A 13,945-nucleotide genomic window follows, 5' to 3' on the forward strand; every position below is an offset into this window, starting at 1 on the left:
AGCAGTTACCCGCTACCGGTCGCAGTAATCAGATTGCGACCATTTTCGGGGCGCAGGACATCAGCCAGATTGAGGATATGTACGGGCGCAGCAAGAAAGACGCGCTATTAGCCAATCTGAATAACCAGTTTTACGGGCGGGTTGGCCACCGGGAAACGGCGCAGTACATTGCGGACCTATGGGGCCGGGAGTACGTGCAGCAGCGCACCGAAGGCCAGAACGAGAGCAGCCGTAATTTTGAAACGACCCAGGGCCGCAGCGTCTCCCACAGCTACACCGAGCGGAGCCGGGTACGGATTCAGGACGTGTTAGAATTACAGACGGGCGAGTTTTACGGCCAGCTTGTAGATTCCGATTTCAGCAGCTTCAAAGCCCAGATAAAAGCCCAAGAGCCGGGATCAGTACCCGAAATTGTACCAGTTACGACCGCCACCAGCCAAGCCGTAAAGAACAACTTTATCCGGATTCAGGAAGAAATAGAAAACGTATTGGCCAGCCAGCGACCCGGCCAAGGACGAGCCGTCGAGCCGCTTACCCCCCAGCCCAGTACGCCCGCACCTGCCAACGGTCAGGCACAGTATAACGGCCAGTCCCGGCACCCCGGCGAGAGTTTAGATTTTTAAAGACAAAGTAATCAACCCCTATGACCCTTGTTTTAGAAGCGGCAATAACCTGCCCACAGTGTAGCCACCAGCAAACGGAAACAATGCCAACCGATGCTTGCCAATTCTTTTACGAGTGTATAGGTTGTAAGACACTTTTACGACCAAAGCCAGGGGATTGCTGCGTATTTTGCTCTTACGGTTCGATAAAATGCCCTCCGTTACAACAGCAAAGAACCTGTTGCTAATTGCGTATTGCCTTCGGCGACCCCTTAGCGGGGAGCAGGCATAACAAAGTGACCAAGCCGAATTGGACAGTTAAAAACTGTCCAATTCGGCTTGGTCACTTTGTTATGCACCAAATAATCTTTGGAGAGACTACCCTACCGAGGGTCAGACATGGCTAGGAGCAGGGCCAGATCGGACGCAAACTCCGTCCGCAGTTCGTCAAAATTGGCGGCAGCTACCAAACATTATTCTGTTAATAGTAATCTATTCTCTCCGGGCACTACTCCTACCCCGCTCAGTTTATTAGCTATTAATCTTCCCAAATAATACTTATCGTGTAGTCATACGACTTTGCAAACAAACAATATTCATAAAAAGTCGAATCTTGCTCGTCATCACGCATTCTAAACCAATCAGATTTCCAAATTTGTTGTTTTTGTTCGTTCATAGAATAGGTAACTCCCTTCGTGAAACATTCATAAGCAACTGAACCCGTTGGTGGGCATTCATCAAACTTAAACTCCAAGAAATATCGAAAATCATAAGATGATTTCCACCATTTCATTTTATTATTTTTGCAATAAACTATACATACTGGATGATTACCTCTTTTTACGAATTTAAGAATAGCAGCAGTTTTACTTACTTGAAATCTGTTGGCAAGATGATCAATAACATGAGGTCCAAACTTTCTAAAAATACACTCTTTATAGAAAAAGTCTGTCGGCATTAAAAACTCAGCAGCGAATTCATTTGCTTCTATTTCTTGAGGCCCAGATTTATACCAATTAATTAAATCATATTCTGTGTCAGTGAATACAGGCGATAAAGTTCTGTGCATTTCAAAATGCCCTAACTCATGTGCGGAAGCAAACCTTTTTTTTGTTTCATAAATAATATTTGAATTGATTGTAATTATAGAGCGATTACCTACAGATACTATTTCTCCCTCCTTACCTGTTAGAGGAGCTTCTTCATAATATGCCTTCCGGCCTAAAATTATATTTTTTAATGTCACCTCCGTTGGATCATCTAATCCACACTCATCTAACACCAATTTTGCCACTAATTCGGCTTTGGTAAATTTATTATTCATTAACATTTTTACCTTCGTTATCTGTGAACTTTAGATAAAAATAACTCGTCAATGTATTTTTAATATCCTCCTCTGTGAAGGCTTCAATATTTCGATTATGTAGGACTAATTCGTGAGATTTAGCAAACTCGGGAAAAGAGAAATTAACGTTGTTTAGTAGGCCTTCAACCCATTTAAGGGCTTTATCTTTAATGTATTGTGTTGAATTCATCTCTCTTTGCGTTTTCATTGCTTGAGCATGTAGACGTATTTGTTTTATACCTTTCATGCCCTCTTTAATAATTGAATCCCGATCGAGACCCTCTTCTTCCATATATCTGGCAACTTCTTCTTTATCACAACTCGTAAACTCCAAATCTGACATTATCAATTTAAGAAAATCAGATTTTTTTTGATTTTTGGTCTGGCTCATATTGTTTGTTGTTTTAAACTGAATTTGTTGGCGGTATTCTTTAGTACTGTTTTTAACCTTCGCATCCCATTATCATATTCACTTGCGCTCATCCCAAATTCTTCAATAATTTTACTTCTTTTTAAGTCTGAAATGATGCCAAGAAAAATATCTTCTACTATAGTATCTCCTGCGATTTCAGTATTAATGTGGTTAGTAATTATATCATAGTCTATTTCATCTCCAAAATAATTTTCTACAAAAGGGAAAAGCGATTCGACATAACTACTATCAAGTTCGTCTGTTTCCAATGAGGCACTTTTTTTATATATATCTAAGTTAGTTTTGTTTTCTAATGAAACAGCATCTTGCCTGACTAAATTCCTGATAATATTAAACTTTATATAATTTTCTAACGATCCTTTTTTAGGATTATATTTTTCTTCGTTAAGATAATACTCTTCGACTCCTGCTAATACATAATCATGAACTTGTTTGCCTTTTATGAAAGAGTGGCTATCCAATTTTTTGTACCAGCGTTTACTCTTCAAAAGTTTATGAGTAAAAATATAAAGGCATTCATACAAGTCTTCCCAATCTTTATCTGTTTTTATTTCAGTCATGAATTTAAAATTTAGTGTAGGATATAATGCTTACTCAATCATTCAAAAACTACTTTTTATTTGTAAATAAGCTGAGCAAAAGACAGAAGTTATGACTTTGGGTTTTCCCTTGATTAACGGTTATAAATGGGAAATTTGCTTATCCATCCAAAAAATATTAATAATAGAAGTACAGCACACCGGCTATCTACCTACTCATCTTTTGAATATATTAAGTATACTACTAGTGGTAATAAGTAACTTAAAAAATTATTTTTATAAGCACCTGCAAAAAATGACTGCTAATTGACATACCCTATTATAACCACCTTTTAAAAAAGCACTATGGCAGCTAACCCTAAGTTTCAAGTTTTCAAATCTGTAGCCAACAGCCAATATTATTACCGATTGCGGTCTACCAACGGTGAGGTTATTCTGAGCAGTGAGGGCTATACCACAAAGCAGTCTTGTTTAAATGGCATTGCCTCAGTTAAAGTGAATGCGCCCTTTGATGCACGTTATGAACGCAAAGATGCTTTTGGAAGCTACACCTTCAATCTGAAATCCAGTAACGGAGAAATTATAGGAATAAGCGAGAACTACACTACTTCCACAGCTAGAGAAAATGGAATTCAAGCTGTTAAACGGGATGCTCCTCAAGCACCAACAGAAGATTTGTCATAATTCACCCTTAAATGTATTGCTATCAAGATGTCGAACCGTATTACGCATATTCGCAAGCCTAACGTCAACAGTCCGTTAGAACATATTACCCATGTGAAAGGTGTAAGCTCGAATGGCGAGTTTACATTAACTGTACCTGCCGTGATTGATTACTTAAAACAGAACTACGTATTTTACGTACAAGCGGGAGGTCGTCAGGTTAATGTAACGCACCAGAAGAGCGCAGCTGGGAATGAGTATATAAAAACAGAGCCGGATTCTACCAGGAAAGACAACTTGCTTAGTCTGCCCCAATTCTGAGTAACGATAAACTTATTCCGGAAGCGAAGTTTTATACTTCGCTTTTTTTGTGCAATCCCCAAAAAGTACAACGCCCGACGACTTTGAAGAAGGTAGCCGGGCGTTGTACTTTTTGGGGATTGTTGTATAAACAATCTTATGTTAAGAAACTATTCATAGAAACAAGACATAATGGCATATAACCTATACCGATCGTTGAACCCCGAAAAATGCAACGAGGCTGGAAGAGAAAAGAGAATAGATGAGTAACTTCTATAAATATGTACTTTTGCATTTGTAGAAATCTATAATTCTAAACCAATGAAAATCATAACGGTAGCCCACCAGAAAGGCGGAGTAGGCAAAACTACGCTGGCTCTGAACCTTGCGGCTTGTTTCGCGCAGGGGTTGAAAGTGGGCATACTAGATACAGATGTACAGGGCAGTCTATCCGGCATCAAAGACGATTTAGACGGTATTACCTTCGTCTCTTTCGATGGTCAGTTAAGCCGGTTGGCTGAACAGCCGTTTGATATACTCATCATTGATACACCCCCATACCTGACTAATCAGCTACCTGACTTATTCGCCGTTTCAGATTTCGTACTGGTCCCGTCTAAGGTTGGGTTTTTTGATGTAATGGCTATTAAAGCAACGATTGAGTTTTTGAAGCAAGCCCAACAGAAACGGCCACAACTCAAATACGGCGTAGTGTTAAATATGGTTAAGCCCCGGACAGGGCTCAATAAGTCGGTGCAGGATATTTTAAACAGTTACGGGGCCATTTTGCTAACTACTACCGTAGCAGATCGGGTAAGCTATACACGTTCCGCCATCACAAGCGGGATCTTTACCAGCGAGGACGAAAAGGCAAAGGAAGAAATAACCGGATTAGCGGACGAAATTTTAACTGTATTAGGTTTGTAACGTTTAGAATTATAGATTTACATAAATATAGAATTCTAAGCTATGGCTAAGAATACCGCATTTGCAGACAAATTACAGGGTTTTGCCGACAGGGTAAAGACAGAACCGGTACAATTACCTGTACAGAAAGTTACGCCGGTAGAGCCAGCCGCCAGCCAAAAAGAGGAACAGCAGCTAAACGTTTGGATTCCTAAAGACCTGATGAAACGCCTTAAGGTAAAAGGAGTCGAAGCAGATAAGAGCCTAAAGGAAATGGTTACGGAAGCGCTTGAACAGTTCCTATAGTATGGAACCGATTGTAAAAACGTACAGCGTCAAAGTGGTACGCGAACCCGGCGAGAATCCTTTAACAGGCCAACCCATGGAATATGACGAGCAGTCTTTTGAGGTTGACGCTACCAGTGTTAAGGCGGCTTACTTTTTATCCCACTTGGTTTGTACGCTGCGATTTTCTGGCCAGCTACGACGCACGTTTATAAATGGACAGGAGTACTTTGATGAACGCTATTAACGGCAACAGTCCAAATACTAACTCAATCGCACCGGCGACCCGGTAACAACATAATGGCAGCGCGATACACTCCAAAATCCCGGTTTGCCCTTGCCGATAAGCAAACGGGTAAGTTTCCCAAAATTGATACCGGGCTGATTAGCGAAAAGCAGCTAACAGACTCGTTAGAGTATACATACGTTTTTGACGACCGCGATAACCCGCAGCTTAAAAAAGGGTACTATAACGCTGTTTACAAAGGCGTTGCAGAATTTGAACCTTTTGTATTTTGATTATTACGACTGACAGAGGGGAGCGATAAGAGAGCATGGCAGACGTACACACACCGGAACAGCGCAGCTTTAATATGAGCCGCGTTAGAAGTAAGGACACTAAGCCGGAATTAGTGGTAAGGAAGTTTCTACACGCGCAAGGATTCCGGTACAGATTACACGACAAAAAATTACCGGGCAAACCTGATATAGTGTTGCCCAAGTATAAAACGGTCATTTTTGTACATGGCTGTTTTTATCACGGGCATGAGGGTTGCCGGTACTTCGTCGTACCAAAGACCCGTACAGAATGGTGGCTCGACAAAATTAACGGCAACCGGCGACGGGATGCAGACAACAACGCCAAAATATCAGCAGCGAATTGGCGCATTATAATTGTCTATGAATGTGAACTTAAACCCGCCAGCCGTGAGCGAACACTACAAAACCTGCTCGACCAGCTTGGCCAAATTCGGGCATGACGGCTTTGATGGCGAATAATATTAAAAACTTAGTTACTTCTCTGACTCATAAACTTGTCATAACATAATGTACAAAAAGAAACTAGAGCGATTTTTTAACGGAGGGTCCTTAAGGGTATTAGACTTGTTTGCGGGTTGTGGTGGAATATCCTTAGGTTTTCAATTAGCAGGATTTGAGATAATAGGTGCTGTCGAGATTGACCCCGATGCTGCTCGTACCCATGCAATGAACTTCTGTCGGCATGAACCAGCAGAGATTCGTGAGATTCATGGCCGCGCTCGTGATATTACTGTTATTGAGCCAGAAGATTTACTCGAAGAGTTAGGATTTACTGAATCTGCTGATCAGGTAGTTGACATTATCGTAGGGGGGCCTCCTTGTCAGGCATACACAAGGGTAGGCCGTGCTAAACTTCGTGAAGTGGCTGAACATCCCGAAGCTTATAAGCAAGACGCCAGAGGCAATCTTTATCTGCGATACCTAGAGTACGTCAGACGATTAAAGCCCTTGGCTTTAGTCATGGAGAATGTACCTGATGTACTTAATTATGGCGGCCATAATGTAGCCGAGGAAACCTGTGAAGTGCTCGAATCACTGGGTTATACCTGTCGATATACCTTACTCAATTCTTCGTTTTATGGGGTGCCTCAGATGAGAGAGCGTATGTTCCTAGTGGCATACCGTGAAGAGTTTCATGTTGAGGTAAATTTTCCTGATTCTGAATACTGGATTGATCTACCTAGGGGATATCATGGTTCCCGTCAGGTGGCGCTTAAGACGGTGGCTGCTGATTTATTTTCAGATACCCGTCATTATGTAGAGGTTCCACGTATCGCTAATAATTTACCCTTAGCCGTTACAGCTCAGCAGGCGTTAGGTGATTTACCATCCAAAGTTAATCACCTCACTCCTGGAGGTATGAAAAGGGGAGCTAGACGGTTTGATGAGCTTGAGGAATATACTAATGAAGCAGAACCTGGGACTTATGCTTATTTAATGCGCAATTGGCCAGGGTTTGAGAGTACGAAGGGTGTTAGTGATCATGTTATCCGTAGCCTTCCCCGTGATTATGCTATTTTTCGGCGAATGTTGCCTGGAGATCAGTATCCGCAGGCTTATAGCCATGCCCGGCAGATGTTTGAAGAAGAATTAAGGAAAAGATATGGAAGGAAACTGCCCGCTGTTGACAGTCCTGAATATCAGAATCTGTATAATAAAATTGTGCCTCCTTATGACCCTGCTAAATTTCCCAATAAGTGGCGTAAAATGGAGCCTGATCAGCCCGCTCGCACACTAATGGCTCATTTAGGGAAAGACAGTTATTCACATATTCATTACGATAGTCAACAGGCTCGTACAATTTCGGTACGCGAAGCTGCTAGGTTGCAGTCGTTTCCTGATGGATTTGTGTTTTCCGGAACAATGAATCCAGCTTTTAAACAGATTGGCAATGCCGTGCCGCCCTTATTGGCCAATGCCGTTGCCCGTTCAATATTTCATACTCTTACCCAAATCCGCGCTAATACAAATGCCACGCAAACTCGCGTTGAAGCAGTTGACACACTCCGATCTGACATTCTTCAAGCGGTACTTTGAGGACAAAAATAAGAACGGCGTAAATCCCAGCAATCAGAAAGCAATCAACCTTACTGCCAAAATCTTTATAAATAAGCTATACCCTTATTTGTCAAGAGACAAGAGGTATTATTTGGGGCTAAAGATTCAAGGTCCTGGATTAGCCACTGAGCCGCAGATATTGGCTAGGAAGATTATATTCAAAGCAAAAAATTGGCGATTGAATGGAGAGTTCATACATGACCCTGAGAAGGCCCATTCAATTCCAGACCGTTACGAAAACATTAATCCTGGAGATTTAGCTGTTCTTGAATTTTTCGATAACCCAAGTGGAGAGCCTGATCGTATCAATATCATACTAATAAGTCAGGTCTTGCCGACTGACAGAAACATCTATCAAACCTTGAAGGGGTTCGTTTCTGAAAGGGATTCGATGGCCTTACTTCCTGAAGAGATTTTGATAGATGTTATAGACATTCTGCCAGAAGATCACTCATTACAGTCTTTGGTTGCCGATAATGATGCCCTTGAGTTATTAGCGGAAGGTGTTGACATAGGTATAGGAGCTGCTTTTATTGACAGTTATAGTAATGAGGAGCCTGCTAGTTCAAAAAAGACGGTTAATGTCAGAAAATATAGGACCAGCGACTTCAATAAATCGGCTAAACCCTCACAGCGCCGGGTAAGTGCAGAAGCATTCCAAACGGCCAAAGTAAATCAGGAACAGAATGGTAAAATAGGTGAGGAACTGGTAGAAGCTTATTTTAGTAATAATCCTAGTATCGGTTCTTTTGAGTGGTCGTCGAAAGAAAACGCTATATCACCATATGATTTTAAGCGTGTAGATCAGGAAGAGGGCGAATTAATCGATGTAAAAGCAACCTCGAGACGATTTGAGGAACCTTTTCATCTTTCTATTAACGAGGTTAGACAGGCTGCCTGTGCACCTAGTACTTATCATATATACAGGGTTTATGATGTTCAAGGCCAGCCGAAAATGAGAATATCAGCAGACATTAAATCATTTGCACAAGGTATACTGACTCAAGTTCAAAGTTTTCAAACAGGAATTATTCCCGATGGCTTTACATTGTCTGCGATTCTATTAGAACGCGAGCTAAATTTCGGTCCTCCAATTTCCTTAAGTCCCTCAGATGATGAAGACGTTGATGCGAGCTAGAGCGAAAGTATGCAAAAACACTGACTAATAAGATGACTATATAACGGTTAAAGCCGCTTGGATCTCCTGTTTTAGCCGTTCCTGAGCAGCCTTACCCATTCGAACGAACACCGCGTTACAATATTTAACGCGGTCGTTTATTCGGTCATCTGTATTTTCCTTTAACTGCCATTCGTGCAGCAACTTGTTGGCCGCTTTTGTTCCTATATCTTCCAGATACAAAGCGATGTTTTTATCTGTTACCTTCCAAGCCCGCAGGCTGGCCACTACCTGAGACACAACGGTATTTTGCAGCCAGTACTCCGGTATCTTTCCGTCCTGCTTACGTTTCAAAGTGAACTTAAAGCCGGTTATCTTCTTGCGGCCCCGCGTCATGCGGTCAGTCTCGTAAACCGGTTCATAGGCAAATGCCAGATTTGTACTGGCCAACTCCTCTAAAGGCTCTGTCATGGTAAACCGAATTAAGTCGCGGGTGTCGGGGTACTTCATTTTGGGGTTTCCGTCCTTATCTCGTTTGACTTTACCTCGCTTGTCCTTTTCCTCTGAACAGTCCATAAGTTGCCGATACTGTTCGATGGTAGGACACCACACACCCGTATCCCGAAAGGCCGACAGAATTTCAAAGAATCGCATCGAGTACCAGCTCTTAAGACCCATGTAATTGTTAAGCTGATAGGTCGAGTAGTGGGCGATCTGAACAAAGTACGGTTCTAGCTGAGGGTTGAGCAGCACCGTGATAATTCCGTCTTTATACCCAATGGCCCGTTCCTTAGTTGTGTCCAAGAGGTGCCGGATATACCATTCAGATTTGTCCAAGCTCTCAAACTCCCAGGCTGCCGCAGACAGTTCACGTAACGCCCCTTGAACCTCTTTGTAAGCCGTTTCCTTTGTTATCCCAGCATCAGTCACGATGTCCACAATACGAAATTGGTAGAAGGGCCGCAGCTTAAAATCATCATCCCGTATCTGGTCAATGACGCGAGCCATAATACGTTTAGCCGTAACGCTCATACGGCCCTGCCTAGCAAACGTTACGTTCCAGTGCTGTTTAACTAAGTCCTTATGTTTTGGCTCGTATGTCAAGCCGAGGGGTAGTACCAACTGAGTGCTTCGTTTATCGTCCATTCTCACAAATCCCATTCTGCCCCCTTTCATCAGGCGTAGAGCGAAGATAAAACGAAAAAACAGAGATATAAAATATTACTCTGAATAAACCGGGGTATTTCTCGGTTTATTATCCTCTTTAGTGGGGGTATTTCTCGGTTTATTCAACCTCTTTAGTGGGGGTATTTCTCGGTTTATTCGGATTGACTCCTTATATAGTATTTAACTATAAAGTAAATTTTCCTACTATAATAGTTGTCGAGTCGCGCGTTGCTAAAAATTTTGTGGATAAGTCGAAAAGACTAAAAATACACCGAACCGAAACGAGCGAAAAAACAAAAAACAAAGAAGACCGCGCGTTTGCTAAAAAAGGGGAAAAGGCCCGTAACTATATTTTTAGTTATCAACATTTTTTTTGCTAACCATTATCCTAATATTATATTAGTAACATAAAACCAAGTGGTCATACATATGACCAAATACCATTAGCAAACCCAACTATTTTAATCCCCTTTTCCATGAATCTGTTAAAGTGGGTTGGACTCGACACGACCCAGACTAAAGAAGAAGCCGACCGCAGACGCCGGTATGAGTACGGCATTGAAGAAGTAAAGCGATGGACGAAAGCTAAGAAAGCGATTGCCGCAGACGGGGAAGATACGACCCGGCGCTTTTTAGCAGGCATTGAAGAACTAAGCCAGCGACAGGGGCCGCAGGGTGCCGGGGTTGAAGTGATGCGCCACAATATGGCCTTGTTCCAGGAGCAGACCGAGGAGCGGTTGCAGGAGGCCGATTACCGGTTATCCATTTACCGGAATATCGTTCTGATGCAAGGCCGGATCTGATTAATCACATCCGCAATAGCAAAACGCAGTAGCTGCACCTGGTTTTAGCTCATGAGTCGTTACGGTCGCCCCCGTCGAATAGCTAATGGTTAAGACTTGCCCATTGGCGGACAGGTTGCCGTTTACCGATATTGGCCGGCCAGCGAAGCCAGCTCCGGTAAAGGTGAAATACTCCGCTTTAACGGAAAACTGTTTGTTTCGGTCGAGTCTAAGTTGGGGCAGAATGATGTACTCACAACATATCCCACTTAGGCGGTAACCTTGTTGATAGGGAGCTAACTCGACACAAGCTTGGGACCAAACGCTAACTGGTAGGGGCTCTTCTTTGGGTTGGCAACTAAGCAGGCATACCCACAAAATACCAAGCAGTATAGGCCTTAATTTACGGGTCATAGATACAAGGGTTGTGGTGACTAATGGCACTTACAAGCTGGTAGACCCTAAACGGGTTAAGCTAGTTGGAAAGCCACTGAAAAGCGCGAGGCGTGCTGTTTTGCCCTCCTACGGAGTGCGGGCGTGATACGGTCTTGCAAAGAGCAAGCCGGAATGCCGCTACGCAGCATTCTACGACTTGCCTTACTTCGTAAGGGACTGACGATCAATTAACTATATAAAAGGGATATGAATTGTCCTTTACAGTTTTATTAATATTTTTTATAACCCTTTCATAATCAAAGCTCAACTGTTAATGAATCAGTTAACCAGCGATCCCCCGAAGGCCCACCACGTCACGGCATCCCCGGCGACCTTCGCCGACTTTGAGAAGTTGGCCCAGCAGTACGGACTAACCAATAAAGGGTTATTAGCCGCTATGGTGCAGTACTTCAAAGCGACCAAAGCCGACCCCCGCGACCCTAAAGCCGATAATCCTACAGACGCTATTAAGGCACTCGACCGGCGGCTAATCAGCTTCATCAAGCAGCAGGAAAAGGAGCAGCTACGGCCCATCAAAGACGAATTGATTTTAATTAGCCGCAAGCTCTACGAGTTAGACGACCCCGCTAACGGCGTTGGTAAGATTGAGCACCTACGGAAGATAAACGAACGATTGCGGAAGGTAGCCGAGAAAGTAGGCGTAACCGAGTAGGCGGATGGTGACGAATTTTTCAAGTCCGATCAAGGGAGCCAACGGCGGAAGCTGCCAGCGATTAGCCGGGTATCTGGAGAAAGAAAACAACCAACTGCCACCCCACCAGCAGGAAGCGTTTTTTTGCGCTCAGAGCGACAAAGTAAGCCAAACCGAGGTAGTAGCCGGAATTGACCGAAACGGAGCCGCCCAGGGGCTGAAAAGCGGCCAGGACCGGTTTTATACGTTCACCATCGACCCAAGCCAAAAAGAGTTAGCCCACATCGGGGGAGACCCGGCCAAATTGCGCGACTACACGCGGGTCGTAATGGAGAACTACGCCCAGAACTTCGGAAAGGGGATTGAGAGTAAAGACCTAGTTTGGTACGCCAAGATCGAGTATAGCCGCCAGTACACCCACGAGGATAAAGCCGTGCAGGAAGGCACTGCTCAGAAGGGCCAGCCGAAGGAGGGCGACCAGACCCATATTCACATTATCGTTAGCCGCTTCAAAGAACGCCAGCAGGAAGGGGAGCGCACCATGTCACTTTCTCCCCTGACCAACCACCGGCAGGCAGGGGGAGCCATCGGCAACGGGTTTGACCGGGTGAACTTCATCCAGGCCAACGAGCGCACGTTTGACCAACAATTTAACTACCAGCGCGAGCAGACCGAAACCTTTAGCCATGCCAAAGCTGCCAAGAGCGAGCACCAACCCGACCGGTTAGCCGCCCGCGAGCAGGCGATAAAGGCGCAGATTGAAAAGGATAGACCGCAGCCGCAGACCCGCGACCGCACAGCTGAACAAACCCAATCCAACTATTTAAGCCGTTAACCTGATTCCGTTATGAACAAAGGACTTTCGTACTACGTAGGCATTATCATAGGGTATGTGCTGGTACCCTGCCTAATGTATTGGGCCATTCATTTTTTACTGCATGTGGTCTTTACGACCTTGGGACTTTATAAAATTGGCCTAGCGAAACTGGCCACCAACCTAGAGGATTTAGGGGCTTTTGCCGCAGCCGGTTACGGGGTGTACCTGCTGATTAAAGGCCGACCCAAGCAAGGCCCCGCCGTTGGCCAGGCCAGCACCACAAGCAAGACGGGGCGAAAGGTGCAGCAAAGTGTTTACACGTTTGAGACCCATACGCCCGCTATCCCCCGGATTCACTTAACCAAGCCGGAACGGGGTGTGCTGATTTTAGGGGGAGCCGGAGCGGGCAAGAGTCGCAGCCTGATTGAGCCCATTATTCAGCAAACCATTCAGCAGGGCTACGCTGGGTTACTCTATGATTTCAAGTTTCCCACCCTGGCTAAAGTAGCGGATCAGGCCATGCGGGAGACGAATAGGCCCCGACTGAAGTACTACGTTACGTTTGAGGATTTGACCCGCTCCCACCGGGTCAACCCCCTGCATCCAGACACGATGCCTACCCAGAGCCACGCCGACGAATACGCCAGGGCGATACTCTACAATCTCAAACCCGATGCGATCAAAAAGCCTGATTTCTGGGTTGATTCAGCCCAAAGCTATCTAACCGCGCTCATCTGGTTTTTGCGGGAAGAGTACCCACAGTACTGCACCCTGCCGCACGTGATGGCGTTAGCCTTCCAGCCAACCGCCGACGTGGTAGCCCTGCTTTCGACCAACCCCGAAACACGCGGCACCGTGGCCAGCCTGCGCGAGTCGGTGCAGCGCAAAGCCGAAGGCCAAACGGCGGGCGTGGTCTCGACCCTGCAAACAGCCCTACGGAAAATCAATACTAAAGAAATCGTTTGGGTCCTATCAGGGGATGATTTTAGGCTGAACATCAACGATCCCCAGGAGCCGAAGTTTGTCACCCTAGGCAACTCGCCGACCCTATCCAGTACGTTCGCGCCGGTTATCGCCCTATTAACAACGGTCGCCCTAAAACAGATGAACCAACAGGGTAAAGCGCCATCGGCGGTTATCTTAGATGAAGCCCCTACGCTGTTCATTCCCAACTTTGAGCAGTTACCCGCTACCGGTCGCAGTAATCAGATTGCGACCATTTTCGGGGCGCAGGACATCAGCCAGATTGAGGATATGTACGGGCGCAGCAAGAAAGACGCGCTATTAGCCAATCTGAATAACCA

At 44.6% G+C, this 13,945-nt stretch carries 19 protein-coding genes and 1 pseudogene; 15 read left to right on the top strand and 5 right to left on the bottom strand.

Going from position 1 to position 13,945, the window contains the following annotated elements; genetic code table 11:
• Both ACFSUS_RS28705 and ACFSUS_RS28710 read left to right on the top strand, forming a co-directional pair.
• Positions 1–623 (top strand): TraM recognition domain-containing protein (locus ACFSUS_RS28705; protein ID WP_381528644.1); only part of this gene is annotated, 623 nt, incomplete at its 5' end.
• A 20-nt stretch (positions 624–643) separates the two neighbouring features.
• Positions 644–850 (top strand): GDCCVxC domain-containing (seleno)protein, encoded by a 207-nt coding sequence (locus ACFSUS_RS28710; protein ID WP_381528647.1) that lies wholly within the window; start codon positions 644–646, stop codon positions 848–850.
• Positions 851–1,140: 290 nt separating this feature from the next.
• On the opposite strand, the gene ACFSUS_RS28715 is transcribed toward ACFSUS_RS28710, so the two are convergent.
• Genes ACFSUS_RS28715 through ACFSUS_RS28725 form a run of 3 tightly spaced genes read right to left on the bottom strand, consistent with a single transcriptional unit; the run spans position 1,141 to position 2,940 of the window.
• Positions 1,141–1,926 carry an ImmA/IrrE family metallo-endopeptidase gene (locus ACFSUS_RS28715; RefSeq protein WP_381528649.1) on the bottom strand — a complete coding sequence of 262 codons (786 nt, stop codon included), beginning with the start codon at positions 1,924–1,926 and terminating at the stop codon, positions 1,141–1,143.
• Complete coding sequence (locus tag ACFSUS_RS28720) at positions 1,919–2,338, bottom strand: hypothetical protein (protein WP_381528652.1); 420 nt, start codon at positions 2,336–2,338, stop codon at positions 1,919–1,921. The genes ACFSUS_RS28715 and ACFSUS_RS28720 overlap by 8 nt, the downstream gene beginning before the upstream one ends.
• Positions 2,335–2,940, bottom strand: coding sequence for a hypothetical protein (locus tag ACFSUS_RS28725; RefSeq protein WP_381528655.1), 606 nt, complete (start codon positions 2,938–2,940; stop codon positions 2,335–2,337). Before ACFSUS_RS28725 ends, ACFSUS_RS28720 begins: the two co-directional genes overlap by 4 nt.
• 324 nt (positions 2,941–3,264) lie before the next feature.
• On the opposite strand from ACFSUS_RS28725, the gene ACFSUS_RS28730 reads away from it, so the two are divergent.
• From ACFSUS_RS28730 to ACFSUS_RS28770, 9 genes and pseudogenes are all read left to right on the top strand, one after another.
• Entirely contained in the window at positions 3,265–3,603 is a 339-nt protein-coding gene (locus ACFSUS_RS28730) for a YegP family protein (protein ID WP_381528658.1), read from the top strand.
• A gap of 27 nt (positions 3,604–3,630) precedes the next feature.
• Entirely contained in the window at positions 3,631–3,903 is a 273-nt protein-coding gene (locus tag ACFSUS_RS28735) for a DUF3892 domain-containing protein (protein ID WP_381528661.1), read from the top strand.
• A 300-nt stretch (positions 3,904–4,203) separates the two neighbouring features.
• Positions 4,204–4,809: an AAA family ATPase gene (locus ACFSUS_RS28740; protein WP_381528663.1), complete on the top strand. Its 606-nt coding sequence runs from the start codon at positions 4,204–4,206 to the stop codon at positions 4,807–4,809.
• A gap of 42 nt (positions 4,810–4,851) precedes the next feature.
• Positions 4,852–5,094, top strand: coding sequence for a hypothetical protein (locus ACFSUS_RS28745; protein ID WP_381528666.1), 243 nt, complete (start codon positions 4,852–4,854; stop codon positions 5,092–5,094).
• 1 nt (position 5,095) lies between these two features.
• Complete coding sequence (locus tag ACFSUS_RS28750) at positions 5,096–5,320, top strand: hypothetical protein (RefSeq protein WP_381528668.1); 225 nt, start codon at positions 5,096–5,098, stop codon at positions 5,318–5,320.
• A 53-nt stretch (positions 5,321–5,373) separates the two neighbouring features.
• Positions 5,374–5,592: a hypothetical protein gene (locus ACFSUS_RS28755; protein WP_381528671.1), complete on the top strand. Its 219-nt coding sequence runs from the start codon at positions 5,374–5,376 to the stop codon at positions 5,590–5,592.
• 74 nt (positions 5,593–5,666) lie between these two features.
• Positions 5,667–5,924, top strand: a pseudogene (locus ACFSUS_RS28760) (very short patch repair endonuclease); the annotation flags it as partial.
• Positions 5,925–6,120: 196 nt separating this feature from the next.
• Entirely contained in the window at positions 6,121–7,650 is a 1,530-nt protein-coding gene (locus tag ACFSUS_RS28765; protein WP_381528674.1) for a DNA cytosine methyltransferase, read from the top strand.
• Complete coding sequence (locus ACFSUS_RS28770) at positions 7,583–8,809, top strand: protein NO VEIN domain-containing protein (protein WP_381528677.1); 1,227 nt, start codon at positions 7,583–7,585, stop codon at positions 8,807–8,809. Before ACFSUS_RS28765 ends, ACFSUS_RS28770 begins: the two co-directional genes overlap by 68 nt.
• 36 nt (positions 8,810–8,845) lie before the next feature.
• Here the strand turns inward: ACFSUS_RS28770 and ACFSUS_RS28775 are convergent, their stop codons facing one another.
• Positions 8,846–9,964, bottom strand: coding sequence for a replication initiation protein (locus tag ACFSUS_RS28775; protein WP_381528680.1), 1,119 nt, complete (start codon positions 9,962–9,964; stop codon positions 8,846–8,848).
• Positions 9,965–10,431: 467 nt separating this feature from the next.
• On the opposite strand from ACFSUS_RS28775, the gene ACFSUS_RS28780 reads away from it, so the two are divergent.
• On the top strand, positions 10,432–10,758 hold the full coding sequence (locus ACFSUS_RS28780; protein WP_381528683.1) for a hypothetical protein: 327 nt from the start codon (positions 10,432–10,434) through the stop codon (positions 10,756–10,758).
• Here ACFSUS_RS28780 and ACFSUS_RS28785 read toward each other — a convergent pair whose 3' ends face one another.
• The gene (locus ACFSUS_RS28785; protein ID WP_381528686.1) at positions 10,759–11,151 is read right to left on the bottom strand and encodes a hypothetical protein; all 393 of its coding nucleotides are present in this window, start codon (positions 11,149–11,151) and stop codon (positions 10,759–10,761) included.
• Between the two features lie 295 nt (positions 11,152–11,446).
• Here ACFSUS_RS28785 and ACFSUS_RS28790 point away from each other — a divergent pair, with 295 nt between their 5' ends.
• The 3 genes from ACFSUS_RS28790 to ACFSUS_RS28800 all read left to right on the top strand — a co-directional run.
• On the top strand, positions 11,447–11,845 hold the full coding sequence (locus tag ACFSUS_RS28790) for a BfmA/BtgA family mobilization protein (protein ID WP_381528689.1): 399 nt from the start codon (positions 11,447–11,449) through the stop codon (positions 11,843–11,845).
• A 4-nt stretch (positions 11,846–11,849) separates the two neighbouring features.
• On the top strand, positions 11,850–12,659 hold the full coding sequence (locus ACFSUS_RS28795) for a DUF5712 family protein (protein ID WP_381528692.1): 810 nt from the start codon (positions 11,850–11,852) through the stop codon (positions 12,657–12,659).
• A gap of 12 nt (positions 12,660–12,671) precedes the next feature.
• Positions 12,672–13,945, top strand: a 1,274-nt coding sequence (locus ACFSUS_RS28800) for a type IV secretory system conjugative DNA transfer family protein (RefSeq protein WP_381528694.1), incomplete at its 3' end; no start/stop codon positions are given.

The sequence above is a fragment of the Spirosoma soli genome, from assembly GCF_042684525.1.
Taxonomy (GTDB): Bacteria; Bacteroidota; Bacteroidia; order Cytophagales; family Spirosomataceae; genus Spirosoma; species Spirosoma soli.